At 66.8% G+C, this 23909-nt stretch carries 26 protein-coding genes; 11 read left to right on the top strand and 15 right to left on the bottom strand.

Annotated features, from left to right (window positions below; translation table 11 throughout):
* Positions 1-68 precede the first annotated feature (68 nt).
* From NMQ16_RS03575 to NMQ16_RS03555, 5 genes are all read right to left on the bottom strand, one after another.
* Complete coding sequence (locus tag NMQ16_RS03575; protein WP_257079124.1) at positions 69-527, bottom strand: DoxX family protein; 459 nt, start codon at positions 525-527, stop codon at positions 69-71.
* Positions 524-1324 carry a DNA-binding domain-containing protein gene (locus tag NMQ16_RS03570; RefSeq protein ID WP_257079122.1) on the bottom strand — a complete coding sequence of 267 codons (801 nt, stop codon included), beginning with the start codon at positions 1322-1324 and terminating at the stop codon, positions 524-526. Before NMQ16_RS03570 ends, NMQ16_RS03575 begins: the two co-directional genes overlap by 4 nt.
* A complete protein-coding gene (locus NMQ16_RS03565; protein ID WP_257079121.1) occupies positions 1308-2162 on the bottom strand; it encodes a DUF692 domain-containing protein in 855 nt (284 codons plus the stop codon). The genes NMQ16_RS03570 and NMQ16_RS03565 overlap by 17 nt, the downstream gene beginning before the upstream one ends.
* A 48-nt stretch (positions 2163-2210) precedes the next feature.
* Positions 2211-2477: a DUF2282 domain-containing protein gene (locus NMQ16_RS03560; protein WP_257079120.1), complete on the bottom strand. Its 267-nt coding sequence runs from the start codon at positions 2475-2477 to the stop codon at positions 2211-2213.
* Positions 2478-2584: 107 nt separating this feature from the next.
* A complete protein-coding gene (locus NMQ16_RS03555; RefSeq protein WP_257079119.1) occupies positions 2585-3478 on the bottom strand; it encodes an ROK family protein in 894 nt (297 codons plus the stop codon).
* A 56-nt stretch (positions 3479-3534) separates the two neighbouring features.
* On the opposite strand from NMQ16_RS03555, the gene NMQ16_RS03550 reads away from it, so the two are divergent.
* The 3 genes from NMQ16_RS03550 to NMQ16_RS03540 are packed head-to-tail and all read left to right on the top strand — an operon-like array spanning position 3535 to position 4478.
* Positions 3535-3852: a DUF1840 domain-containing protein gene (locus NMQ16_RS03550; protein WP_257079118.1), complete on the top strand. Its 318-nt coding sequence runs from the start codon at positions 3535-3537 to the stop codon at positions 3850-3852.
* 60 nt (positions 3853-3912) lie between these two features.
* A complete protein-coding gene (locus NMQ16_RS03545; protein ID WP_257079117.1) occupies positions 3913-4281 on the top strand; it encodes an Hpt domain-containing protein in 369 nt (122 codons plus the stop codon).
* Positions 4278-4478: an oxidoreductase-like domain-containing protein gene (locus tag NMQ16_RS03540; RefSeq protein ID WP_257079116.1), complete on the top strand. Its 201-nt coding sequence runs from the start codon at positions 4278-4280 to the stop codon at positions 4476-4478. Before NMQ16_RS03545 ends, NMQ16_RS03540 begins: the two co-directional genes overlap by 4 nt.
* Before the next feature lie 6 nt (positions 4479-4484).
* Here NMQ16_RS03540 and NMQ16_RS03535 read toward each other — a convergent pair whose 3' ends face one another.
* Positions 4485-6485: a M1 family metallopeptidase gene (locus tag NMQ16_RS03535; RefSeq protein ID WP_257079115.1), complete on the bottom strand. Its 2001-nt coding sequence runs from the start codon at positions 6483-6485 to the stop codon at positions 4485-4487.
* Positions 6485-7300: a ChaN family lipoprotein gene (locus tag NMQ16_RS03530; protein WP_257079114.1), complete on the bottom strand. Its 816-nt coding sequence runs from the start codon at positions 7298-7300 to the stop codon at positions 6485-6487. Before NMQ16_RS03530 ends, NMQ16_RS03535 begins: the two co-directional genes overlap by 1 nt.
* A gap of 275 nt (positions 7301-7575) precedes the next feature.
* Between NMQ16_RS03530 and NMQ16_RS03525 the strand changes: the two genes are divergently transcribed.
* Genes NMQ16_RS03525 through NMQ16_RS03515 form a run of 3 tightly spaced genes read left to right on the top strand, consistent with a single transcriptional unit; the run spans position 7576 to position 12472 of the window.
* Entirely contained in the window at positions 7576-10521 is a 2946-nt protein-coding gene (locus NMQ16_RS03525; RefSeq protein WP_257079113.1) for an ATP-binding protein, read from the top strand.
* Complete coding sequence (locus tag NMQ16_RS03520) at positions 10518-10889, top strand: response regulator (RefSeq protein WP_257079112.1); 372 nt, start codon at positions 10518-10520, stop codon at positions 10887-10889. Before NMQ16_RS03525 ends, NMQ16_RS03520 begins: the two co-directional genes overlap by 4 nt.
* Complete coding sequence (locus tag NMQ16_RS03515; RefSeq protein ID WP_257079111.1) at positions 10889-12472, top strand: ATP-binding protein; 1584 nt, start codon at positions 10889-10891, stop codon at positions 12470-12472. The genes NMQ16_RS03520 and NMQ16_RS03515 overlap by 1 nt, the downstream gene beginning before the upstream one ends.
* 3 nt (positions 12473-12475) lie before the next feature.
* On the opposite strand, the gene NMQ16_RS03510 is transcribed toward NMQ16_RS03515, so the two are convergent.
* The 5 genes from NMQ16_RS03510 to NMQ16_RS03490 form a co-directional block, all read right to left on the bottom strand.
* Complete coding sequence (locus NMQ16_RS03510) at positions 12476-13375, bottom strand: DMT family transporter (RefSeq protein WP_257079300.1); 900 nt, start codon at positions 13373-13375, stop codon at positions 12476-12478.
* Entirely contained in the window at positions 13372-14898 is a 1527-nt protein-coding gene (locus NMQ16_RS03505; RefSeq protein ID WP_257079110.1) for a helicase HerA-like C-terminal domain-containing protein, read from the bottom strand. Before NMQ16_RS03505 ends, NMQ16_RS03510 begins: the two co-directional genes overlap by 4 nt.
* Before the next feature lie 333 nt (positions 14899-15231).
* Positions 15232-16860 (bottom strand): diguanylate cyclase domain-containing protein, encoded by a 1629-nt coding sequence (locus tag NMQ16_RS03500; RefSeq protein ID WP_257079109.1) that lies wholly within the window; start codon positions 16858-16860, stop codon positions 15232-15234.
* Positions 16850-17284 carry a hypothetical protein gene (locus tag NMQ16_RS03495; protein WP_257079101.1) on the bottom strand — a complete coding sequence of 145 codons (435 nt, stop codon included), beginning with the start codon at positions 17282-17284 and terminating at the stop codon, positions 16850-16852. Before NMQ16_RS03495 ends, NMQ16_RS03500 begins: the two co-directional genes overlap by 11 nt.
* On the bottom strand, positions 17281-18510 hold the full coding sequence (locus NMQ16_RS03490; RefSeq protein WP_257079099.1) for a signal protein: 1230 nt from the start codon (positions 18508-18510) through the stop codon (positions 17281-17283). The genes NMQ16_RS03495 and NMQ16_RS03490 overlap by 4 nt, the downstream gene beginning before the upstream one ends.
* 144 nt (positions 18511-18654) lie before the next feature.
* Here NMQ16_RS03490 and NMQ16_RS03485 point away from each other — a divergent pair, with 144 nt between their 5' ends.
* The 4 genes from NMQ16_RS03485 (at position 18655) to metW (ending at position 21671) form a co-directional block, all read left to right on the top strand.
* A complete protein-coding gene (locus NMQ16_RS03485; protein WP_257079097.1) occupies positions 18655-19383 on the top strand; it encodes a YebC/PmpR family DNA-binding transcriptional regulator in 729 nt (242 codons plus the stop codon).
* 18 nt (positions 19384-19401) lie between these two features.
* On the top strand, positions 19402-19719 hold the full coding sequence (locus NMQ16_RS03480; RefSeq protein WP_257079096.1) for a heavy metal-binding domain-containing protein: 318 nt from the start codon (positions 19402-19404) through the stop codon (positions 19717-19719).
* A 211-nt stretch (positions 19720-19930) separates the two neighbouring features.
* The gene (locus NMQ16_RS03475) at positions 19931-21073 is read left to right on the top strand and encodes a homoserine O-acetyltransferase (RefSeq protein ID WP_257079095.1); all 1143 of its coding nucleotides are present in this window, start codon (positions 19931-19933) and stop codon (positions 21071-21073) included.
* A 16-nt stretch (positions 21074-21089) separates the two neighbouring features.
* Complete coding sequence (gene metW / locus NMQ16_RS03470; RefSeq protein WP_257079299.1) at positions 21090-21671, top strand: methionine biosynthesis protein MetW; 582 nt, start codon at positions 21090-21092, stop codon at positions 21669-21671.
* Positions 21672-21695: 24 nt separating this feature from the next.
* On the opposite strand, the gene NMQ16_RS03465 is transcribed toward metW, so the two are convergent.
* Both NMQ16_RS03465 and NMQ16_RS03460 read right to left on the bottom strand, forming a co-directional pair.
* Entirely contained in the window at positions 21696-22154 is a 459-nt protein-coding gene (locus NMQ16_RS03465) for a YaiI/YqxD family protein (protein WP_257079094.1), read from the bottom strand.
* 6 nt (positions 22155-22160) lie between these two features.
* Entirely contained in the window at positions 22161-22424 is a 264-nt protein-coding gene (locus tag NMQ16_RS03460) for a hypothetical protein (RefSeq protein ID WP_257079092.1), read from the bottom strand.
* Between the two features lie 82 nt (positions 22425-22506).
* Between NMQ16_RS03460 and NMQ16_RS03455 the strand changes: the two genes are divergently transcribed.
* A complete protein-coding gene (locus tag NMQ16_RS03455; RefSeq protein WP_257079091.1) occupies positions 22507-23061 on the top strand; it encodes a YaeQ family protein in 555 nt (184 codons plus the stop codon).
* 162 nt (positions 23062-23223) lie between these two features.
* Here the strand turns inward: NMQ16_RS03455 and NMQ16_RS03450 are convergent, their stop codons facing one another.
* Complete coding sequence (locus NMQ16_RS03450; RefSeq protein WP_257079090.1) at positions 23224-23856, bottom strand: ATP-dependent Clp protease proteolytic subunit; 633 nt, start codon at positions 23854-23856, stop codon at positions 23224-23226.
* Between the last annotated feature and the right edge of the window lie 53 nt (positions 23857-23909).

The raw sequence follows: 23909 nt of genomic DNA, 5'->3' as shown, positions 1-23909 counted from the left end.
GACGCCAATGCTGTGTTGCACCATGTTTCAGCGCCGACATGGAAAGCCGGCCCGGCACCCGCGTCGACTCAGTCGCGGCGCCGGCCCAGCAGCCGATCGACCGACAGCGCGCCGGGCCCGAACGCGGCCAGCCCCAGCAGCCCGACGCCCCACCACAGGTGCGCCTCCACGGCCGCCGGGCACTCGAATTCCCACAGTGCGGGGTAGGACACGACCGCCATGATGTTCACGACGAACAGGCCCAGCGCGGCAAAGCGTCCGGCCAGACCGATGGCGAGCAGCGGCGGCAGCACGATTTCGCCGGCCGTACCCATGAAGGCCGCGATGGCGGGCGGCAGCAGCGGCACCTTGTACTCTTCGGTGAACAGGAAAAGCGTGGTGTCCCAGTCCTCGATCTTGGTCAGACCGGCCTTCATGAACACCCAGGCGATATACAGGCGCAGGGCGAGCAGCAGCAGCGGCTGCACCTGATCGGCGAGGCGCGCGAGCGGCGCGCCGAGGTCGTATGCGCGGGTTACAGCGTTCATTGTTCGTTTCCCCTGGTTTCGATGTGGTGCAGCCAGCCGCATGCAATGGCCTGTTCAATGGTGGCTGCGAGGTTGAAGTCCTGTTCTTGCGTGCTGGCGCCGGCCCAGGCGTCGCCGAAGCTGGCACCCACCAGCGCGATGGCGGCCCAGAATGCGTGGGCGCCGGCGGACAGCGCCGCCACCCGCACACGCAGCCCGTCGCGCCACACGACGGCGTACTGAGCCTGTTCAAGATCGATGTCGAAGGCGCCGCCCGAACCGCCTGCGGCGTCCGGCTGATGCTGCAGCCAGATATCGGCGATCGGCCATGCACTGCCGAGCAGCGCGAAACCGGGCGTCATGCGCAGGCGCGCCGTGGCCAGCGCCTCGGGGTCGAGGCCGGCAAAGGCCTCGCCACCCAGTGGCGCGGTATCGGCCGCCGTCGTCGCGACATGCACCGACCATTCGAGGCGGGCCACGTCGGGCAGGTAGGGCAGCGCGCGCACCGGTTCGAAGCCGTCGAGAAAGTCGGCGAAGCTGTGGCCGTAGCGATTGAGGTCGCCGTCGGTCGATGGCGTCTGCGCCCAGTAACGGCGTACCAGCGCATCGAAGTAGTCGTCGCCGGTGATCTGCCGGCACACCGGGTAGGCCAGCGTCAGCGCGGCGTTGGCGTTGGCCACCGCATTGCCGCGATAGACACCGAGCAGGCCGCGGTTGCGTTCGGCGTCGCCGGAGAGCAACGGCAGCATGGCCGGTTCGCCCTGCGCGCTGCGCAAGGCACCAGCGAAGCGCCGCTGGGCGTCAAGCAGCGCAGACATGGCGGTCTCCATCCGATGTGCCGGCGTCGGCGCCGATGCGATCGGCCCGGGCCGCCTCGGCCAGCAGGATGTCTAGTTCCGGCAGATCGGTATCCCATTCGATCAGTGCCGGTGCGCCGACACCACGCCGGCGCACGGCGGTGAGCAGCGCCCACACGTCGTCGCACACCGCGCTGCCATGGGTGTCGATCAGGCCGTATTCGGTCACCGCATGACCGGCCAGGTGGATCTCCCGTACCGCGTGCATCGGCAATCGTTCGAGCGCATCCATCGGGTCGGTGCCGAAATTGCGGGCATTCACGTAAAGGTTGTTCAGGTCCAGCAAAAGTCCGCAACCGGTCAGGCAGACCAGATCGGCGAGAAATTCGGCTTCGCTCATCTGCGCGCCGTGAAACTGCACGTAGGCCGACAGGTTCTCGATCATGACCGGGCGGCACAGGCGGTCCTGCAGCGCATTCACGCGCATGGCGACCAGCGCGAGTGCCTCGTCGGTGTAGGGGAAGGGCAGCAGATCGTTGAAGTGGACGCCATCGACTGCGCTCCAGCACAGGTGCTCGGACACGAATTCGGGTTCAATGCGTTGAACCAGCTTCGCCAGCCGTTCGACATGGGCGTCATGGCGCGTGTCGACCGACGCGAGTGCCAGACCGACGCCGTGCAGGCTGACCGGATAGCATTCGCGGGCGCGCTCCAGCGTGCGCAATGCGGCGCCACCGTCATGAAAGAAATTTTCGCTGTGCACCTCGATAAAGCCGATGCGCGGTCGTTCTTCCAGTACGCGGGCGTAGTGCGGCTGGCGCAGACCGATGCCGGTCGGCGAGGCAGGATGCAGGATCATGGGAATCTCGGAACAGGGATGCAGCCGTCCGGCTACATCCCCCGGGCATCAGCCCTTCTTCGGCGCAGCGGTCTTGCCGCCCATCTTTTCGCACGTGCCGGTGGCGACGAACACCCACTCGTTCGGGTCATTGTCGGCCTTGGCCTGACCGGCGCAGCTGTGCGAGCCATTGGCGGATGCGCAGTCATTGGCGCCCTTCTTGGCCACGCCGTAGCATTTCTCCTTGCCTTCTGCAGCCGCGACAACAGGGCTTGTCACGATGCCGAGGGCGAACACGGATGCGAGGGCGGCAGAAAGGGCGGCGGACTTGTTCATGTGTGATCTCCTGAGGGTGGAAAAATCAAACCGGTCATGTGGTTTGCACGGCAGTAGACCCTGCGGCGCGCCGAACCTTACCGCACCATGGAAAAAATCTGCATGGACTACCAGAGCCACGCGGCACCGCGCACGCCGGAGGAACCGCCATGCACCGGCGGGCACAGACGGGTCGTGATCAGGTCGGAAAAGACATGCGGCATCCAGTGCTGCGGCACCCGCTCATACAGACCCGGCAAGGCGGACAGCCCGCCGCCGAGCACGATCACCTGCGGGTCGAGCAGGTTGATGACACCGCCCAGTGCGCGCGCCAGCCGGATTTCGTAGCGCGCCAGCGTGGCTGAGCAGGCGGCATCACCGGTTGCGGCGCGCGTGACGATCTGCTCCGGCGCCAGCGGCTCGCCGGTCACCCGGCGGTGATCGGCCGCCAGCGCCGGACCGGACAGCCAGGTTTCGATGCAGCCGGCGCGACCGCAGTAGCATGGCGGGGGCGCACCGCCTTCGGTATCCGGCCCCGCGGGCATCGGATTGTGACCCCACTCTCCGGCCACGCCATTGGCGCCTTCCAGCACCCGGCCATCGACGACGATGCCGCCACCGACGCCGGTGCCCAGGATGACGCCGAACACCACCGGTGCCCCCCGCCCCGCGCCGTCCACCGCTTCGGACAGCGCGAAGCAATTGGCGTCATTGGCCATGCGCACCTCGCGCCCGAGTGCGGCTTCGACGTCCTGCTGCAAGGACTGGCCGTTCAGGCAGGTGGAATTGGCGTTGCGCATGCGCCCGGTCAGCGGCGAGCGCGAACCCGGAGTTCCGATGCCCACCGTCGCAGGCACGCCCAGCCGCTGTTCGGCGTCGTGCACCAGCCGGGCGATCAGGGCGACCGTCGCTGCATAGTCGCCGGACGGCGTCGGCTCGCGTCGGCGCAGGCACGCCGTACCGTTGCCGTCCAGCGCAATCAATTCGGTCTTTGTTCCACCCAGATCAATGCCGATGCGCATGCGGCCTCCCGCGCGATGCGACAATCAGGACTTCTTCATCCGACGGCGAAACCATCATGATCATCACCTTCAAATCCCGGGCCACTGCGGACACCATCATGTTCGGCGACGTCGCAAAGGACCTGCTGTCGTTGATGGGCAAGGCTTTCGAGCCGCGTGGAATTATCACACTTGAACAACTGCCGGACGCCATCGCGCGGCTGCGCGAGGCGGCCGAAAGCAGCCGCGCGGCACAGCGCGGCCAGCCTGAACCCGACGACGTCGATCCGGCACGCGCGCCGGTGCCCGTGTCGCTGGCACAGCGCGCGGTACCGCTGATCGAACAGATGGAAAGGTCACTGCGCGCCAGCGAACCGGTGATCTGGGAAAGCTGAGCGGCATTCAGCCGGCGCACCTGCGGCCGATAACGCAGCATCCTTCCATTGATTAGGTGCATGCCGACCGATCCTGACATTGTTGAGAGCCGGGTCATCGACACGGCAAGGCTTGATGACCTGCGTGCGCTGCTCGGCGATGCGCTGGACGACATCCTGCGTACCTGGCTCATTGATGCGCCAGCGATTCTGGCCGGCGCGCGTCTGGCACGGCTGGCTGGCGAGCCGGACGCGTTGCTCAAGGCGATTCACGGTGTGAAGGGCAGCGCCGGAAACGTTGGCGCGATCGAGCTGTCTGATGTGGCATACACGCTGGAACAGCACTTGAAACGAGCCGATCCGGCGCTCGACCTGGATGCAGAACTGTCACGACTTGAAACCTGTTACAACCGCGCCGCCTGCCACATCCGCACATTGATCCGATCATGACCGAACTGACCATCGCCCGCCCTTCCATCCCGAGCGACCCGGCGCCCGTGCCGCCCAGCATGCCCATGGATTCCGAATGCTGCGAATCCGCCTGCGAACGCTGCGTATGGACCGTTTATCAGGAAGACAAGCTCGATTACGAGCGCCGTTACGCCGCGTGGCTGATCCGCCACCCGGAGCAAGCCCCCCATATATAAATACGCTCAGCGCACGCAGGTTTTCGTCCAGACCGTCGCCGCCGGCCACTGACCGCGTGTGGCGGCGCGGCCGCCGGCCAGCGTGACCCAGCCCTGCTGCCCATAGTGCGGCAGGGTGCGCGTCGCCTTTGTCAGCGCGTTTGCGTCGCGCGCGGCAACCAGCGCAAGTGTGCCACCAGCCGGAGCGCGCAGCGCCCAGGCGACGACCTCGCCGTCCCGGTCGCGCGCCGGCAGACGGTGCCGTGCCAGCCAGCCGTCGATGTCCGCGAAATTGCCGATGACCATGCGCGACGCCCTGCCCGGCGCTTCTGCGGCGTCGACGATGGTCGGCGTGCGGTCAAGCCACTGTGCAGTCAGCGTGCGGGCCGCCGTCGCGAGGCGCTCGTCGCCCGGCAGCACGGTCAGGCCGAGCGTGTCGTCCAGCGTGGCTTCGCGCAGCACCGGCGGTGCTTCGCCCGGTGCCAGACGGCGCGCCAGACGGAAATCCGGGTCGAGCGCCAGCTCGGCGCAGCCCGCCGCGGGCGGCAGGCTGACCCGTGCCTGCGCACCCGGCAGCGCCACCCGTTCGATCCGGACCTGCCCGGCAATCCGCACATGCAGCGGTACCTCCAGCGGATAGTGCGGTGCCGGCTGCTGCAGCGTGACGGTCAGACCGTCCGGACCGGCCACAGCCCCGGCGATCGTCGGGGCAGCCAGTCCGCTGCCGTCCACCCACAGTGCGAAATGGCGTCCGAGATCGCGGCCCGAGGCATGTTCGAACGCCGCGCGCAGGTCCGGCCAGCCGGCGCGCCGATGGCGGTGTGCCTGCCAGAAGTCGCGCAGCGCACGGTCGAATGCCGATGCGCCCAGCGTGTCGTGCAGCATCAGGAACACCAGTGCGGCCTTGTGGTAACCGATGGATTGCGACGCGTCATGCGTGCGTCCGCCGAAGCTGGCCAGACTGCCTTGCGCCGCCGGTGACAGCGCCGACAGGCCGCGCAGCCAGTCGAGCCGCATGGCACGCGCGCCCTCTTCGCCCTGATTCGCCTCGCGCAGCGCGTAGTCGGCCATGAACGTGGTCAGCCCTTCCGACCAGTTGCCACCCGCCAGCGCAAGATAGACGCCGTTGCCCCACCAGTTGTGCAGGATTTCGTGCGGCAGCGAGGTGTGGCGGATGAAGGGCAGGCGCAGCACTTCGATGCCCAGATAGGTCAGGCCGGCCATGCCGAATCCGGTCGGCGTGGGTGACGACGCAATGCTGAAGCGGCTGTACGGGTAGGCGCCCAGGGTCTGTTCGATGCGCGCCAGGTGGCTCGCGGCGGCGTCGAGGTAGCCCTCGGCCTGATCGGCGATGTCCGGGTGAAACAATGTGGTCAGCGTCAGCGTGCGGCCATCGATCGAGCGCACGCTGCGCTCGGCTTCGACCCACGGTCCGGCCATCAGGTCGGCCCCCTCGCTGTCCTGTGCCATGTCGAAACGCACCGTGCGCCGGCCGTCGCGCACCGTGTCGAACTGGCGGTCACCGGGCGCCAGTGCGCGCTGCGCAGCCGGCAGGTCGACGGTCAGGCGATAACGGTGCAGCAGCGGGCCGGCGCTGTCGAAGGGCAGCGGATACCAGGCGCCGCCAGCCGCCAGGAAACTGCCGGCTTCGCCAATCTGCGGCGCGAAGGCGGTCAGCGTATCGCGATGTGTGGCGCCGGCATCCGGCGCATCGGCCCGGATGGCCCAGCGCAATTCAAGCTGGCGTGGCCGTTTTGCCGCTGCAATGCGGATGCGCTGCAGTCCGCCTTCGGTCGAGGCACGCAGTGCGCCGCCGTCGAGCTGCATCGACGTGACGCGATGGCGGGCATCGATGCGCAGGTCGATCGCCTCGTGCGCAGGCAGCGCAATCAGCGCGTGCGCGCTCAGGCTGCCCTGCGTCGGTTCCAGCCTGACGACGAGGTCGAGTTGCGGTGCAGCGAGCGCCGGCAGGGGGGACAGCGCCGCGCTCAGCGCCACGGCAAGCGCACGCCAGCCCGGCGTCAGCATCAAGGCTGTGCGCCCCGCGCCGGCGGCACGATGCCGAACACCGCATCGGCCACCCCGGCGACCAGATCGGCGCAGTCGCCGTCGGCGTCCCACGGCAGCAGGCTGCCGACATCGGGCACGCCAAGGTCGCGCAGCTGGTGTTCCACGCCATAGCCGTGGATGACGTGGCCGCTGCCCATCAGGCCGACGACCAGCGCGTCCGGCTGTTCGCGCACTGCGCCGGCCAGTGCCTCTGCCATGGCGCGGTCCCACAGAAGCTGACCATCGAGAAAGCGGCCGAAGGCGTCGTCCGGCATCGCCTTGCCAGCCGGCATGTGGTCGCTCCAGATCTGTCTGAGCCAGTCACGATAGGGCGCCTGCGCGCCGGCCGGCGTTCCGACCCCCTCGCGGCTCGCCGTTGGCACACCGGCCAGCCCCAGCCGCGACACCTCGCGCACCACCTTGCGGTCAATGTTGAGTGCGCGCAGCGGCACTGCCTTGTCGCGCGCGAAGCGGAAGATGCCGGCGTACAGCTCGGGCGGCATGCCCCAGACACGCTTCCAGTCGGTGCGCTCGAACAGCGCCGCTTCGCTCAGTTCACCGCGCACCCAGGCATCGAGTGCCGGTTGGGCGCTGCGTGGCAGCATTTCGAGACCGATCACCAGGCGCGGACGCAGCGCATGCAACGCGCGCAGCGTGTCGAGCTGCCAGTCATGGTGGGCCGCACTGTCATGCGTTTCGCCCAGCAGCACGACCGACTGCCGGTTCATGCGGCGCATCAGCGCGGCACTTTCGGTCTCGCCCTGCCCCGGTTCCAGCCAACTGCCGGGCGTCACGCAAGAGGCCGCCGGTACCGCAGGCGCCAGAAGGAATCCTCCGCACAGGGCGGCTGTCCGCATCATTGATCGCATCGCAGGGTCATCAGGTGGGGTGGGCAGGGAATGGGAAAGCGTCAGGGTGGATCGTCAGGGCACATGCCAGGGTGCAGGCAACGGCCCACGTCGCGCAGGTGGACGCATCGGCCGGGCGTTCGTTCCGCACACTTGCCCGGGGCGGAACGGCTTTAACATGCAGATCAGTTTATCGCCGACACGTGATCGTGCCTCATTCCGTGAAGATCGCTCCGCTGCTCGCCGCCGTGCCTGCCTATGCCGCTGCCGTGCTGGTCGATCCGCTGCTCGGCCTGTCGGACGGTCAGCCGCCGGTCATCCAGCTGGCGCTCGGCACGGCGCTCGCCATTGTGCTGCTGTTCGGCCTGCGTCACCTGCCCGCCATCATGCTGACCGATCTCGCGCTGGCGCTGCATGCCGGCGCAACGCCGCTGCCGGCGCTCGGCTCGGCGATCGTCATCGGCCTGCTGACCGGCGCCGGCACTCAGATGCTGCGCCATTTTCCGGTGCAGCCCTTTCCACGCATGCGCGCCGATCACTACATGTGGTTCCTCGCGATTGCGCTGTTGCTGTCGGTTATCCACGGCGCCCGGCTGGCCTGGCATCCGGGCGCGCCGATGTACGTTTCGGACTGGACACTGCATGCGGCCGCCAGCTTCGCGGGTACGGTGCTGACGGTGCAGCTGGTGGCCGGCTGGCTGGACAGGCAGGACTGGCGGCGGGTAGCGGCCGATCTGCCGAAGGTGCTGCCGTGGTTCGCGCTGACCCTGCTGACCACGGCAGCGATCTTCCTGCGCGTACTGGATGGCCCGGAGCCGTTCATGTTCATGCTGCCAGCCGTGCTGGTGCTGTCGGCCATCCGCCTCAAGGTGCGCTGGATGAGCCTGCTGCTGGTGCTCATGCACGGGCTCGCCTTCTGGGGCACGAGCCAGGGCACCGGCCCGTTCGGCAACGACACCCCGCTGCGCGCGCTGCTGCTGCTGCAGACCTTCATCATCACCTTGTCGATAGCGTCCTATGCCCTGTCGATCACGCTGAACGAGCGCGCGAGTGCGTCTCGCCGGGCGCACACGCGCGAGGCGCAGCTGCTCGACCTGTTCGACGGCTCGATCCAGGGCATTCTCATCCACCGGCGCTTCCAGCCGCTGTTCGCGAACCGGCGGGCAGCCGAGCTGCTGGGCTTCCAGTCGGTGGCCGACCTGATGGCGCAAGGTTCGCTGGCCGACATGATCGTCGCCGACGACCTGCCGGTGGTCGACAGCGACAGCAACCGCCGCCAGCTGTCGTCCGGCCGCATCCTGCCGATGCAGGCCGGCGTGACGCGCGCCGACGGCGAGCGACGTACGCTGGACGCCTATATCCGGCAGGTCATGTGGCGGGGCGAGCCGGCCATCCAGGCCACCTTCATCGACGTGACCGACGATCTGCGCGCGCGGCGCGAGCAACGCAGCCGGCTCGAGCGGCAGGACAAGCAGCTGGCGGCGATCATGCGCCTGAGCACCGACACCGCGTTGTCGGCCGGTGACGACGATGCGCTGGCCACGCTGACCGAAGTCGCCGCCGCGTCACTGTCGGTCAGTCGTGCCAGCGTGTGGCGGCTGGACGACGACACGCGGCAACTGGTCTGCCTCGATCTGTTCGACATCGACCAGCTGGCCATCACGCACGGCCACACGCAGGGCCAGGTGCTTGATGCCGCGGCATTCCCCGACTATTTCTCGGCGCTGCGCAGCGGCCGCACGATCACTGCCGGCGACGCCCGCGCGCACCCTGCCACCGCACAGCTCGCCGACAACTACCTCGACCGGGAAGGCCTCGCCGCCATGCTCGATGCGCCGGCGTTTCTCGACGGCCGGCTGGCCGGCGTGGTCTGCCTTGAACAGCGTGGCCGGACACGCGAGTGGGCGCATGACGAAGCCCGCTTCGCTGCCGAACTGGCCTCGCAGCTCGGGCGCTTCCTGGTGGCGCGCGAGAGGCGTCTCGCCCAGGAGGAACAGTCGCGCCTGTCGGCAATCCTCGATGCGACCCCTGACTACGTGTCCACCGTCGACACCGATCTCAATGTGTCCTATCTCAATCTGGCGGCGCGCCGCATGCTCGGACTGCCACTGGACGAACTGCCGGAACGACTGCAGGCACGCGATTTCTATCCGGCCGACAGCTATCGCCACTACATCGATGTGCAGCTGCCGACCGTGCTGCGCGATGGCATCTGGATTGGCGAAACAACGCTGCGCGCAGGCAACGGCACGCTGGTGCCGATGTCTGCGGTGCGCCTGGCGCATCTCGATGGCAGCGGCAAGGTGCAGTACATTTCCAGCGTGCTGCGCGACATCGGTGACATCAAGCGCAACGAGATTGCGCTGCGCGTGGCGAACGAAACGCTGGAACAGCGCGTCACCGAACGTACCGCCGAACTCGCGCAGGCGAACGAGCAGCTGAAGGATCTCGACCGGCTCAAGTCGATGTTCATCGCCTCGATGTCGCATGAACTGCGCACACCGCTCAATTCCATCATCGGCTTCACTGGTGTCGTGCTCGCCGGCATGGCAGGCGAACTTACCGCGCGCCAGCAGGATCAGTTGCAGCGGGTTTACGGCTCGGCAAAGCACCTGCTCGCCCTGATCACCGACGTGATCGACATTTCGAAGATCGAAGCAGGCTTCATCGACGTATTCGAGGAGCGTATCGAGGTGGCAGCGCTGGTCGATGAAGCGGTGCAGACCGTGCAACCGGCCGCGCGCGAGAAGAAGCTGGAGATCAGGGTGTCGGTGCCGCCCGGCATCATGGTCCAGGCAGACCGCCGCAGGCTGCTGCAATGCCTGCTGAATTTCATGAGCAACGCGGTAAAGTACACCGTCGAAGGGACTATCACCGTGGAGGCGTGTGTGCGTGGAAGCTGGCTAGACATCACTGTTGAAGACACAGGCATCGGCATGGACGAAGCCGGCCTGAGCCGCTTGTTCCAGCCCTTCGAACGCATTGATTCCCACCTGCGAGTGAAAACCCCCGGTACCGGCCTCGGCCTCTACCTGACGCGCAAGATCGCCACCGAATTGCTGTCCGGCTCGGTCGAGGTCAGCAGCACGCCGGGGCTCGGCAGTCGCTTCACGTTGCACGTGCCGCGCGAAGGTTCGGGACGCGCCAGCAACGGGGTCAAGCCATGAAGACCGCCTTGGTGGTCGAGGACAACGAAAACAACCTCGAACTGATCACCTTCATCCTGCATGCCGGTGGCTATGCCACGCGCAGCGCGATCACCGGACTGGATGGCGTGGCAGAGGCGCTGCGCGAGCGCCCGGACTTCATCCTGCTCGACATCCAGCTGCCCGACATCGACGGCCTGGAAGTGGCGCGCCGCATCCGGGCCGGCGAAACCGGCGCACCGATCCCGATGATCGCCATCACGTCCTTTGCCATGGCGGGCGACCGCGAACGCGTGCTGGCGGCCGGCTGCAACGGCTACATCGAAAAGCCGGTCGATCCGCTGCGCGTGATGGCGCAGATCGAAAACGTCCTGATGCAGGCCATCTGATGCACATCCTGATCGCTGAAGACGACGAAAACTCACGCCTGATGCTGAGCGCAGCGCTGGAAGCGCGTGGCCACCAGGTGCAGGCCGCGACGGACGGACGGCAGGCACTCGACCTGGCGCTCGCCGACACCCCCGACCTCATCGTGTCGGACATCCTGATGCCGGAGCTGGACGGTTATGGCCTGTGCCGCGCGGTGCGCGCCCACCCGCAGCTGTCGGGCGTTCCGTTCGTGTTCTACACCGCCACCTTCACCGACCGGCGCGACGAGGAACTGGCCTATCAGCTGGGTGCCGACCTGTTCCTGGTCAAGCCGTGCGAAATCGACAGGCTCATCCTGGAACTGGAATCTGCCGCGAGCCGCAAGGCGATCCGGCCGGTGCCGACCGACGCCGACGCGCTCTATGCCGAGCGCCTGCGCGACAAGCTGGACAAGAAGATCAGCGAACTGGAAGCGGAACGAACCCGGCTGCGCGACTTCGCGGAAGCGGCGGCCGACTGGTTCTGGGAAACCGACATCGATGGCGTCATCGTGCATACCTCGGATGGCGCCTGGCCGCTGCGCGGGCTCACGCTGGACGGCCTGTTCGCGATGCGCCGGCCCGGCCTGCAGCGGCCGGACGATCCGGCGCAGCTGGCGCGCGAGGTGCGCAGCTTCCGCGACGTCGTGATCGACTGGCGGCAGCAGGATGGCAGCGTGCGCATCATGGCGCTGTCCGCCCGCCCGTGGCGCGATGCCACCGGCCACATCGCCGGCTACCGCGGCAGCGCGCGCGACGTCAGCCGGCAGGTGCGTGCCGAAGAGGAGCTGCGCGCGCTCAATCATGAACTTGACGAGCGGGTGCGCAGCCGTACTGCCAGTCTGAAGGCCGCTTTCGAGGAACTGGAAAGCTTCAGCTATTCGGTGTCGCACGACCTGCGCGGGCCGCTGCGTGCGATCCACGGTTTTGCCAGCGTGCTCGACACCGAACTGAACAGCCCCGGCGTGACCGGCCTGCCCGACAGTGCGCGCGATTCGCTGCAGCGCATCCTGCGCGCCGCGCTGCGCATGGAACACCTGGTCGATGACCTGCTTGAACTGGCGCGCGTCACGCGCCTGCCGTTGCAGCGCCAGCCGGTCGACCTGAGCGCGCTGGCACAGGACATCACCGACGTGCTGCGCAACGCAGAGCCGTCGCGCCAGTGCGACATCCGCATACAGCCCGGTCTGCTGGTCGCCGGTGACGTCGGCCTGCTGCGCATCGTGCTCGACAATCTGCTGCGCAATGCATGGAAATTCTCCGCCCCGACCGCGCATGCGCAGATCGAGATCGGCAGCGAAGGCAAGGGCCAGCAGGCCGTGATCTACGTGCGGGACAACGGCGTCGGCTTCGACATGGCACATGCCGACAAGCTGTTCCACCCGTTCAACCGGCTGCACCGCGATGGCGAGTTCGACGGTACCGGCATCGGTCTGGCGCTGGTCCAGCGCATCATCCGTCGTCACAACGGCCGCGTCTGGGCGCGTTCCGAACCCGGCGCCGGCGCCACCTTCTGCTTCACGCTGGGCGACACCGAAGCCAGCGTGCCGTCGCTCGCCGCCTGACGCTCAGCGGCGTCCCACCCACAGCACACCTGCCACGACCAGTACGGTACCTGCCAGCTGCAGGCCGGACACCGGCTCGGCGAGCAGCCACCAGGCGAGGAACACCGTGATGACCGGGCCGGTGCTGCCGACCAGCGCTGCAGTCTGTGCGCCCATGCGGCGAATCGCGGCCGACTGCAGGAACACCGGCAGCACGGTGGCGAACAGCGCCATCGCCGCCGCCAGCCACCAGACCGGTGCCGGTTGCGCCAGCGCGTCGAGCGGGCGTACCGCAGCGAAGTGCAGGCCGACGGCGACCGTGGATACCAAGGTTGCCAGCGCGGAAAAGCGCGTCGCGCCGAGCTTGCGGATCGGTGCCCCCGCCCCGGTCAGATAGATGGCGAAACTGAGTGCCGAACCGAACACCAGCAGACAGCCGAGCGCGATGGTCGCCACTTCGCCGCTCACCTCGATGTCGTGCACGACGGCCAGTGCGATGCCGCCGTAGCACAGCAGGCTGGCGACGATTTCGCGCGGCGTGATGCGCCGGCCCTGCGCCAGCCAGCCGATCAGCAGTGTCAGCGTCGGATAGGTGAACAGCACCAGCCGCTCCAGCCCGGCGGAGATATAGAGCAGGCCGTAGAAGTCGAGCATGCTGGCGCCGTAGTAGCCGAACAGGCCGAGCACGCTGACCGTCACCCAGTCACGTGTGGTCAGTGGCTGACTGTGTCGTGCTTCGCGCCACGCGACGACGATGAATACCGGGGCGGCCAGCAGCATGCGCAGCGCCACCAGCGTCACCGGGTCCACGCCATATGGATAGGCCAGCTTGGCCAGAATGGCCTTCAGCGAAAAGCCGGCCGACGCGATGACGGCCAGCCAGATGCCCAGCCGGGCGTCTGCGGCGGCAGTCGGTACGGTTATTTTCGTCGCCCGCCGAGGATGGAGCCGAGCACGCCGCGCATGATTTCGCGGCCGACCGAACTGGCGATGGTGCGCGCGACCGTCTTGGCCGCCATCTGCGCAATGCCGTCACGCTGACCGCCGCGCGGTCCGGTCGAGCCGAACACCAGATCGTTCAGACCGCCGAGCAGACCGCCTTCGCCTGCGGCCGGCGTGCCGGCGGTGGGTGCCGACGCGGTGGGTGACGGCGTCGCCGATGTGCCGGCGGCCACCGATGCGGTCAGCTTTTCGTAGGCGGATTCGCGGTCCAGCGTCTGTTCGTAGCGACCGCGCATCGGCGAGTGCTGGATGATGGCAGCCCGTTCGGCCTCGGTCAGCGGGCCGAGGCGGGACGCCGGCGGCAGCACGAAGGCGCGCTCGACCACCGAAGGCCGGCCCTTTTCGTCCAGGAAGGACACCAGCGCCTCGCCGGTGCCCAGTTCCATGATGGCCTGTTCGGCGTCGAACTTGGGATTGGCGCGCATGGTCTGCGCGGCCGTCTTGACCGCCTTCTGGTCGCGCGGTGTGAACGCACGCAGCGCGTGCTGCACGCGGTTGCCGAGCTGGCCGAGCACGGTGTCCGGCACGTCGAGCGGGTTCTGCGTCACGAAATACACCCCGACGCCCTTGGAGCGGATCAGCCGCACAACCTGCTCGACCTTTTCCAGCAGCGCCGGCGGTGCGTCGTTGAACAGCAGGTGCGCCTCGTCGAAGAAGAACACGAGCTTTGGCTTGTCCATATCGCCGACTTCCGGCAACTGTTCGAACAGTTCGGCCAACAGCCACAGCAGAAAGGTGGAATAGAGCTTGGGCGAGTTGTACAGCTGGTCTGCCGCCAGCACATTGATGGTGCCGCGACCGTGTTCGTCGTGCGTCATCAGGTCGGCGATGTCGAGCATGGGCTCGCCGAAGAAGCGGTCGGCGCCCTGTTCCTCCAGTGTCAGAAGGCCGCGCTGGATGGCGCCGATCGATGCCGTCGACACATTGCCGTACTGCGTCTTGAACTGCGCCGCATTGTCGCCGACGTGCTGCACCAGCGCGCGCAGGTCTTTCATGTCGAGCAGCAGCAGGCCGTGATCGTCAGCCACCTTGAACACGATGGTCAGCACACCGGTCTGGGTGTCATTGAGGCCGAGCAGGCGCGCCAGCAGCAGCGGGCCCATGTCGCTGACGGTGGCGCGGATCGGATGACCGGACTGGCCGAACACGTCCCAGAAGCAGACCGGGCTCGGATAGGGCGTGAAATCGGTGATGCCGAGCAGGTCCAGGCGCTGCTGCAGCTTCGGGCTGACGCTGCCGGCCGCCCCCATGCCGGACAGGTCGCCCTTCACGTCCGCCATGAAAACCGGTGTGCCTATATAGGAGAAGCGCTCGGCCAGCGACTGCAGCGTGACCGTCTTGCCGGTACCGGTGGCGCCGGTGATCAGTCCATGACGATTCGCCATATTGGGCAGCAGGGCGAGCGAGAGATCGCCCGCGCGGGCGACGTAGAGCGGATCGGCCATGGCTTCAAGTCCTTCGGAAGGAATGGCGCGATGCTACCAGCGGACGCTGCCCGGCTGGCAAGCGCGACGCGGCTCCCGCTCAGCGCACCGGGTCGTGAAGTCGCTGCCGGGCCGCCCCAAGGCGACGTGCCCCCTCGGGGGGTGGGGCGGGCATCGCGCGGTTCAGGGGGCCGTGAAGTCGCCGCCGGGCCGCCCCAAGGCGACGTGCCCCTCGGGGGGTGGGGCGGGCATCGCGCGATTCAGGGGGCCGTGAAGTCGCCGCCGGGCCGCCCCAAGGCGACGTGCCCCCTCGGGGGGTGGGGCGGGCATCGCCCGGCCCAGGGGGCCGTCCACTCAACTCCCGGTCGCGAACCGGAACTGCGATTTGCCGGCGCGCTTGGCTTCGTACATCGCGTCGTCGGCGCGGCGCATCAGCTTGTCGGCCAAGTCAGCCGGCGCTGCCGTGTAGGCCACGCCGACGCTGGCACCGATGGTGGCCGACTGGCCGTCGCCGCAATCGACCGGACGCGCCAGCGTGCTGACGATCTTCGAAGCGATGAAGCGGGCGGTGTCGGCGCTTTCGAGCGCGCACAGTACAACGACGAATTCGTCGCCACCGATGCGGGCGACCAGATCGGTGCGCCGTACCACCGCCTCCAGATGGCGGGCGGCGGCAACCAGGACGCGGTCACCGGCGTCATGCCCCATCGTGTCATTGACCTGCTTGAAACCGTCAAGATCGACCACCATCAGCGCCAGGCCCGAGTCAGGCCGGAGCGAGGCCAGCGCATCTCCTAGCCGGTGTTCGATGCCGCGCCGGTTCAGCAGTCCGGTCAGCGGGTCGCGCTCGGCCATGGCGATTGCGCTGGCTTCGGCCCGCTTCTGTTCGCTCACGTCATTGACGATGCCCTGCATCAGGTTGCCGGGCATCGGGTTGAGCACCAGATGCAGCCAGAGCGAACCCGCCGTGCCATGCGGCATCTCGAAATCCGCTGCGGCCGGACGCTGATCGCTCAGCGTGCGCACCATCAATGCGTCGAGACGCGAAGTGTCGTCGCCCAGCAGCGCGCCCAGCGCATAGCGGCGGGCAGCGTCGCCGTGCGCCGGCAGGCCCAGCATGCGCGAAAACCACGGATTCCAGTCCTGCAATACGCCTTCGCCGTCGAGTGTGAAGATGCCGGTCTGCGCACTTTCGAACAGCAGCCTGAACTTGCGTTCCGATTCCTCGAGCTGTGCGCGCATGTCGCGTTCGGCCGCCAGCAAATCGCCGGTGCGGCCGATCAGGCTGTTGATGTCCTCGGTCAGCCGACCGATCTCGTCGTTCCGGTGACCAGGCGGCAGCACGATTTGTTCGCCGCTGCCCACCTTGAGCAGGTGCAGGTCGTCTGACAGCTTCTTGACCGGTCGCGTCACAACATTGAGCACCACCCAGGCGACGGCCAGCACGACGACGACCAGCTGTACCAGCAGAATGATGGCGATGTAGCCCGAGTAGGCACCGGCGTCATGCTCGATCCGCTCGCCGGCAGGCCATAGCTGCAGTTCGCCGACCCGCTCCGCCGGATCGAACGGGGAAGCAAGCGGCAGCGTGAGCACTGGCAGCGTCACCGTTCGCGTATCCACCGATGCATCGCCGACGGCTGCCAGTTCGTTCTCGCCTTCGCGGATGACCACCCGCGACACCGCGCCATTGCGCAGCAGGCCGCGCGCGACCTCGTTGGCGAGCTGCTCGTCACGCGCGAAGGCCGCGACACTTGCAGTGCGCTCCACCGTTTCCATCAGCTCGACCAGGCTCTGCTTCATGCGCTCGCGTTCTTCGCGCGCCACCATCACCGTGCTGGCGAGCGCGACCAGGATGCCGACCAGTCCGGCAAAGAACAGGATGAGCAGCGTGGTGCGCCAGACGACGCTGGCGCCGAACTGGTGCGACGTTGCGGTGCCGGCACCGACGTCCGGAGCTCGCGTCAGCGGATCAGTCCTCAAGGCGCAGCACCGTCTTGACGCGTGAATCGACCAGGGCGCCATTGATGTAGCCGATGGCGTTGCGGTCTCGCGCGACCCGTTCGATCACCATGGCCGCGTCCTCGATCTGCAGTGGCGGCTGGGTGCGGCCGGAGAAGCGCAGGCGTGCCCAGTAGGCATTGATCTCCGGAATGCCCCGTCGCACCAGCGACTGATAGAACGCCTGGCGCAGCGGCAGGGTGTCGATGACCAGGGCCGGCATGCCGGGCTGCAGGTGCTTGATGCGACCAAGGAACAGATGGCTCACCTCTTCACGGCTGATGCTGTCGATACCGCTGTCGGGATTGACGATCACCGCGATGCCATTGGCCGCGGCCGCAGCGCCGTACAGCGCGAGCCATAGCGCCACGAGCAGGCGGGACGAAAGAAGTGTAGCCGGCTTCAAAACACGAAATCCAGTGCGATCGAATAGAGCGTCATGCCGACATCACGCGCCGGCATACCACGGGAATCGATGATCAGTATCGACTCGGCGGCGTTGATTCGATCAACCTGGAACTTGACGGCGTAGTTGGGCGCAAAGTCATAGCGCACGCCGGCGCCGATGCTGCGTTGATTCATGGTCAGGCGGTCCACGGCACCCGCGTAGGCCGACTGCAGGCCTGCAAGGGGGGCGGGCAGGGACAGGTCGGTCTCTTCACTCGGGTCGAGGGATACGCGGGAGTATGTCACGTAGGGCTTGAACGCTCCCACCCGGTAACCCAGGATGACGTTGGCCCCCTGTCCGTGATAGGTCGGAAACTGCGAGAAGCGCGACCAGCTGAACATGCCCTGTGCCGAGAACGGACCGCGTTCGAAGAGAAAACCGAGGCCGGCAAAGGTCAGGTGATGTGACGTGTCGAACTGTGCCGCCCGGGCCTGTGCCAGCGGAATCGGAACCGATGCCAGCGCTGTAGCCAGTGGCTGCAATGACGTATCTCGTGTTGTATAGGTGTCACCCCAGGCGGCGCGCAGCGTCAGTCCTTCGCTCACCCAGTCGAGCGTGGCACCGAGCCGGCGCGCCTCCGGCGGACGATACTGTCGGCCATACAGCGAAAGGTCTCCTCGCGAGCGACCGCCATACAGGCGCAGGCTGAGCAGTCCGTCTCCAGCCGGTCGGCGCAACGTCAGGTCGATGCCGTCGAACAGGTCCTGCGTGACAACGCCCAGCACTTCCGGTGCCGGTCGCACGGCGGTGAAAGCGTAGCCGACATGACGCGAGTCGCCATCGAGGTAGAGGTCGACACCCAGCCTTCCGATGCGCATGTCCAGGGTGTCCGACGGTGTGTAGCGCAGAAAGGTCCAGGACAGTTGCGGCGTCCATTTTCCTTCGCTGTCGAGCCGGCTGACGCTCTGGATCTGTGCGGACCAGCCGGCATCGAAGCTTGCGCTGGCCTGCACGCCGATCCGGCTGTCGCCGCGAAAGCCGACGCGACCGCCGTCATGGCCGCCGGCCTGTTCGAGGTCGCGCCTATAGGTGAGGCCGTCGCTGCCGTGATAGCCGGCGCCGAACGTGCCAAAGCCGCTCAAGCGCCAGATCGGTTCCTGCCCGCCGTTGTCGGCGCTGGCAGCGGCCGATAGCGACAGGAGAATGGCCAGCAGGCAAAGCGTTGTCGAGTGTCGAGTCTTCATGCGTCCAGGCATAGGTCGGTGAGGGCCGGGCGTGGCATACCTTGCCCGCACAGCGTTAACGGGTACCCTGCGTCCCACTTGAGCGTGCGCGAGCGACGCTCTCGACTAAAATCATGCCTCGCACAACACGGACGGAAGTCATTCATGGCAGGTCATTCGAAATGGGCCAATATCCAGCACCGCAAGGGGCGGCAGGACGCCAAGCGGGGCAAGGTATTCACCAAGCTGATCAAGGAAGTCACCGTGGCCGCCCGCATGGGTGGCGGTGACCTCAACTTCAACCCGCGTCTGCGCATGGCGGTCGACAAGGCCAAGGCTGAAAACATGCCGGGCGAAAACATCGAACGCGCCATCAAGCGCGGTACCGGTGAGCTCGAAGGCGTGAGCTACGAGGAGATCCGCTACGAGGGCTACGGCATCGGCGGCACGGCGGTCATGGTTGACTGCCTGACCGACAACCGCACGCGCACCGTGGCCGACGTGCGTCACGCGTTTTCGAAGTACGGCGGCAATCTGGGCACCGACGGCTCGGTCGCCTTCATGTTCAAGCACTGCGGCCAGTTCATCTTCGCGCCCGGCACGCCGGAAGATGCGCTGATGGAGGCCGCGCTCGAAGCCGGCGCCGAAGACGTCGTCAGCAACGACGATGGTTCGATCGAAGTGCTGAGCCCGCCGAATGATTTCGTCGCCGTGAAGGATGCGCTTGAAAAGGCCGGCTTCAAGCCCGAGTTCGCCGAGGTGACGATGAAACCGCTGAACGAGAACGTGCTGACCGGCGACGACACGGCACGGATGCAGAAACTTCTGGATGCGCTGGACAGTCTGGACGATGTGCAGGACGTCTACACCACCGCCGTGATGGACGAAGACTGACCGACAAGGGAAACACTTATGCTGATGACCACCACGCAGACGCTCGAAGGCCGACCGATACGCCAGTACTACGGTGTCGTCACCGGTGAAGCCATCATCGGCGCCAACATCTTCAAGGACATGTTCGCCAGCATCCGTAATGTGGTCGGTGGCCGCGCCGGCGCCTACGAAAGTACGCTGGCCGACGCGCGCGAAGCCGCCATGGAAGAGATGGGCGAGGTCGCCGCGAAGCTCGGCGCCAACGCCATCGTCGGCATCGACATCGACTACGAAGTGCTCGGCGCAGACAATGGCATGCTGATGGTTTGTGTCAGCGGTACTGCGGTCAGCATCTAGCGGGTGGTTCGCGTCCGGTCGAGGCGCGCGCGCGGATTTGCCGACCCGGCGACCGTAGTGGGCCTGGCGGCCCGGAGATTGACAAACCCGCCCGTTTCGCCAGAATGCGGATTCAGTGTGGTGCGCCGATTTGTCTCAGCTTGCGGGCGCATAATAAATACGGCTAAAGCGAGGGCGACCCGGTCCTGGCTTTGGCCTACCGGGTTTTTTCATGGCCAACGATTTCCCCCTTTCTTCCGGCAGCGTCGGCGTCGTTGCACCGCTGTCGGCCCGTTTCGACACGCCGCTGACGCTCAAGAGTGGTGCCGTGCTGCCCGGTTTCGAACTGATGTACGAAACCTACGGCACGCTCAACGGCGCGCGCTCAAACGCCGTGCTGGTGTGCCCGGCGCTGTCCGGCCACCACCACGCAGCCGGTGTGCATGCCGACGCACCGAACAACACGGGCTGGTGGGACAACCTGATCGGCCCGGGCAAGCCGCTCGATACGTCGAAATTCTTTGTTGTCAGCATCAACAACCTGGGCGGCTGTCACGGCTCGACCGGTCCGGTCAGCGCCAATCCGGATACCGGCCGGCCCTGGGGGGCCGATTTTCCGATCGTGACGGTCGAAGACTGGATGGCCGCGCAGGCGCTGCTGGCCGACCGGCTGGGCGTGGACAGCTGGGCCGCCATCATCGGCGGCAGCCTGGGCGGCATGCAGGCCATGGCCTGGGCCATCCACCGGCCGGCGCGCGTGCGCCACGCCATCGTGATCGCGTCGGCGCCCAAGCTGACGGCGCAGAACATCGCGTTCAACGAAGTGGCGCGTCAGGCCATCATCACCGACCCCGATTTCCACGGTGGTCACTTCTACGAGCACGACACGCTGCCGCGCCGCGGTCTGAGGCTGGCGCGCATGCTGGGTCACATCACCTATCAGTCGGACGACCTGATGGCGGAGAAATTCGGCCGCCGGCTGCGCGAGGGCGGGCGCAAGTTCAGCTTCGAGGTCGAATTCGAAGTCGAGTCCTACCTGCGCTATCAGGGCGACAAGTTCGCCGCCAGCTTCGACGCCAACACCTATCTGCTGGCCACCCGTGCGCTCGACTACTTCGATCCGGCGGGCGACGCCGGTGGCGATCTTGCCGCGGCCTTCGCGCCGGCCACGGCCGACTTCCTGCTGGTGTCGTTCTCGACCGACTGGCGGTTCGCGCCGGCGCGCTCGCGCGAAATCGTCGATGCGCTGATGCGCAACCGGCGCAACGTGAGCTACGCCGAAATCGAATCGAGCGCCGGCCACGATTCCTTCCTGCTCGACGACCCGCATTATCACGCGGTGCTGCGCGCCTACTTCGACAACATCACGGTGTGAGGACGACATGAGCACACTGGACATCCGCATCGACCACGACGTCATCGCCTCCTGGGTCGCCGAAGGCGCGCGCGTGCTCGACCTGGGCTGCGGCGACGGCGAATTGCTGCGCTATCTGAAGGACAAGCGCGGCGCGAGCGGCTATGGCGTCGAGATCGACGTCGAGCGCGTGATCGCCGGCATGAAGAACGGCATCAACGTGCTGCAGATCGACCTGGAAGAAGGGCTGTATGACTTCGAGGACCAGAGTTTCGACCTGGTCATCATTTCGAATGCGCTGCAGACGCTGCACCGTACCGAAAAGCTGTTGCGTGAAATGCTGCGGGTCGGCCGCGAAGCGGTGGTGAGCTTTCCGAACTTCGCCTACTGGAAGCACCGCGTGGCGATCATGGACGGCCACATGCCGGTATCGGACCGGCTGCCCTTCCAGTGGTACGACACGCCGAACGTCCGCTTCTTCACCGTCGCCGATTTCGAGGCGCTGTGCGACAAGCTGGGCATTGCGGTGCGGGAGCGGCTGGTGCTCGACGACGCCGGCAAGCCGGTGACCGAAGAACACAACTTCCTCGGCAGCTTCGCGCTTTACCGGCTCGGCTGACCCGGGGCGCGGTCCGCCCGCCAGTCAGCGCGCCTGCGCCAGAAAGCGGTCCAGCGCCGCGGCGAAGGCGCGGCCGTCGCCGACCGAGAACGCCGACGGCCCGCCGCTCATGACGCCGCTGTCGCGCAGGTCATTCATCAGTGCGCGCATCTGCAGCCGCTCGTGGATGGTGCCGGGCGAGAACCACTCGCCACGCGGCTCCAGCGCATGCGCGCCGCGCGCCAGCACGGCCGCCGCGAGCGGAATGTCGGACGTGATCACCAGATCACCGGCGACCACCGCCGCTTCGATGTGGCGATCAGCGGCGTCGAAACCGTGCGCCACCTGCACGGCGCGGATCAGCGGAGACGCCGGCACGCGCAGCAGGCGGTTGGCGACCAGCGTCAGCCGCAGGCCGGTGCGTGTGGCGGCGCGGAACAGGATGTCCTTCACCGGCGCCGGGCAGGCGTCGGCGTCAACCCAGATCGATATCCCGCCGCTCACCGGAACCTAATCGAGCGCCTTGCGCAGCAGTTCGTCGGTCAGGTCGTTCAGCGACATCTGCCGCTCGGTTGCCAGATCACGCAGGCGCGCCGCCAGGGTCGAATCGATCTTCACCGCAAAGGGCACCAGGCCGCGCGCCTGATCGAGCTTGCGCTGCTCCTTGCGGTCCGGTGCAGGCGCCTCGCCCAGTGTGGTGCGCTGTCCGGCGGCATGCTTCATCTGCGCCACCACTTTCAGCCGGTCATTCTTGTACAGATCGGTCTTCTTCAAGTCGGTATCCTGTCGGGTCTTGTTTCACGGCTCCGGCGCGCATTCGACGCGCCGGAACACTCACGGGACAGCATTGTCGGCCATGGCTCTGAAATCCACCATCTACAAGATCAATCTGAACGTGTCGGACATGGACCGCGGCTACTACGCCGAGCATGCGCTGACCGTCGCCCGCCATCCGTCGGAGAACGATGAGCGCCTGATGGTGCGCGTGCTGGCCTTCGCGCTGTACGCGTCCGAGGATCTTCGTTTCGGGCGCGGGCTGAGCGCCGAAGACGAGGCGGATCTGTACGAAGCCGACCTGACCGGAGCCATCAGGCTGTGGCTCGACGTCGGCCTGCCGGACGAAAAGCTGGTGCGCCGCGCCGCCTCGCGCGCCGGCAAGGTGGTCGTCGTGACCTATGGCCGCACCGCCGTGCAATGGTGGGAGCAGTCGAAGTCCACGCTGGCGCGGCTGAACAATCTCACCGTGCTTCGACTGGCGACGGCCGATACGCAGGCGCTGGCCGGATTGGCGCAGCGCGCGCTGAACCTGCAGTGCATCGTGAACGAAGGCCAGATCTGGCTGGGTGACGACGGCGCGATGCTGCAACCGGTCCCGGAACATGTATTCGGACCGGACACGGCGGGACGCTGACGTCTCTGGGAGGCGGCGCGGTCCGGCCAGTCTGCGGAAAGCAACCGGTTCAACGGCGCTGTGAGCTGCCGGATTTCGATGGGACATCGTTCCCGCGGTGGGGGTCATCGCGGGTGATCTACCGCAGGTCGCTCGTGTCGCCACCCCTGAGGCCGGGGCCTTTCAGGTTGCGCCGTCCGGCTTTTTCCGCGCCGTCGCTGATTTCGCCCGGGCGCGTTGCAGGCGCATCAGGCGGCGCTGGATCTCGTCCGAATCCATCCACAGGTCGCTGCCCTTCAGGATCTTCCCGATCTCTGCGTCGGACAGGAAAGGTGTGCAGATGCGGCCCATCGCCTTTTCGAACCACTTTCCGACGGCGATCACTTCAGCCTGCTGTTCGTTGCCGCGCCCCGCAAAACTGCCGGAATAGATGTGGAACATGAGCTGGCAGTTGTCATGGATGACCAGTTCGTCGCCACTCAGGAAGATCAGCGCTGCCATCGAGTAGGCGCGCGCTTCCAGCACGGTGATCACGTGTGCTTCGGAGGCGAGGATGTTGTTGATGATCTGCAGCCCGGTATCGAATTCTCCGCCGGGCGAGTTCAGGTGCAGATAGATCAGGTCGGTCTCGCTTGCCGTGCGCAGTGTGTAGAACAGTTCGGTGTAGTGCTGCGGCTCTCCGATGTCGCCGCACAGGTAGTAGGAGATCTGGTGGATCGGCATCTGCCGCTCGTAGCGGATCAGGCCGTTGAAAGGCACGGTTGCCTCTTCGGGACTGTCCGGTTCCGTCCCTTCCGGAGTGGTTCTGTTCAGCATCGCGGGCTCCTGTCCGGTTTCTTGCAGATTATGTGCCCATCGCGGGTTGTTCC

Source organism: Methyloversatilis sp. XJ19-49, from assembly GCF_024580145.1.
Lineage (GTDB): Bacteria > Pseudomonadota > Gammaproteobacteria > Burkholderiales > Rhodocyclaceae > Methyloversatilis.
Note: the sequence above shows the minus strand (reverse complement) of the source record. Positions and strands in the feature narration are given on the sequence as shown.

What these genes read in the sequence shown, in the direction of transcription:
- NMQ16_RS03515 (WP_257079111.1), top strand. Translation starts at nt 10,889, where the DNA reads ATGCACATCCTGATCGCTGAAGACGACGAAAACTCACGCCTGATGCTG.
- NMQ16_RS03555 (WP_257079119.1), bottom strand. Translation starts at nt 3,478, where the DNA reads ATGCGCATCGGCATTGATCTGGGTGGAACAAAGACCGAATTGATTGCG.
- NMQ16_RS03550 (WP_257079118.1), top strand. Translation starts at nt 3,535, where the DNA reads ATGATCATCACCTTCAAATCCCGGGCCACTGCGGACACCATCATGTTC.
- NMQ16_RS03560 (WP_257079120.1), bottom strand. Translation starts at nt 2,477, where the DNA reads ATGAACAAGTCCGCCGCCCTTTCTGCCGCCCTCGCATCCGTGTTCGCC.
- NMQ16_RS03475 (WP_257079095.1), top strand. Translation starts at nt 19,931, where the DNA reads ATGGCCAACGATTTCCCCCTTTCTTCCGGCAGCGTCGGCGTCGTTGCA.
- NMQ16_RS03450 (WP_257079090.1), bottom strand. Translation starts at nt 23,856, where the DNA reads ATGCTGAACAGAACCACTCCGGAAGGGACGGAACCGGACAGTCCCGAA.
- NMQ16_RS03575 (WP_257079124.1), bottom strand. Translation starts at nt 527, where the DNA reads ATGAACGCTGTAACCCGCGCATACGACCTCGGCGCGCCGCTCGCGCGC.
- NMQ16_RS03540 (WP_257079116.1), top strand. Translation starts at nt 4,278, where the DNA reads ATGACCGAACTGACCATCGCCCGCCCTTCCATCCCGAGCGACCCGGCG.
- NMQ16_RS03570 (WP_257079122.1), bottom strand. Translation starts at nt 1,324, where the DNA reads ATGTCTGCGCTGCTTGACGCCCAGCGGCGCTTCGCTGGTGCCTTGCGC.
- NMQ16_RS03535 (WP_257079115.1), bottom strand. Translation starts at nt 6,485, where the DNA reads ATGCTGACGCCGGGCTGGCGTGCGCTTGCCGTGGCGCTGAGCGCGGCG.
- NMQ16_RS03455 (WP_257079091.1), top strand. Translation starts at nt 22,507, where the DNA reads ATGGCTCTGAAATCCACCATCTACAAGATCAATCTGAACGTGTCGGAC.
- NMQ16_RS03490 (WP_257079099.1), bottom strand. Translation starts at nt 18,510, where the DNA reads ATGAAGACTCGACACTCGACAACGCTTTGCCTGCTGGCCATTCTCCTG.
- NMQ16_RS03520 (WP_257079112.1), top strand. Translation starts at nt 10,518, where the DNA reads ATGAAGACCGCCTTGGTGGTCGAGGACAACGAAAACAACCTCGAACTG.
- NMQ16_RS03505 (WP_257079110.1), bottom strand. Translation starts at nt 14,898, where the DNA reads ATGGCCGATCCGCTCTACGTCGCCCGCGCGGGCGATCTCTCGCTCGCC.
- NMQ16_RS03565 (WP_257079121.1), bottom strand. Translation starts at nt 2,162, where the DNA reads ATGATCCTGCATCCTGCCTCGCCGACCGGCATCGGTCTGCGCCAGCCG.
- NMQ16_RS03485 (WP_257079097.1), top strand. Translation starts at nt 18,655, where the DNA reads ATGGCAGGTCATTCGAAATGGGCCAATATCCAGCACCGCAAGGGGCGG.
- NMQ16_RS03480 (WP_257079096.1), top strand. Translation starts at nt 19,402, where the DNA reads ATGCTGATGACCACCACGCAGACGCTCGAAGGCCGACCGATACGCCAG.
- NMQ16_RS03545 (WP_257079117.1), top strand. Translation starts at nt 3,913, where the DNA reads ATGCCGACCGATCCTGACATTGTTGAGAGCCGGGTCATCGACACGGCA.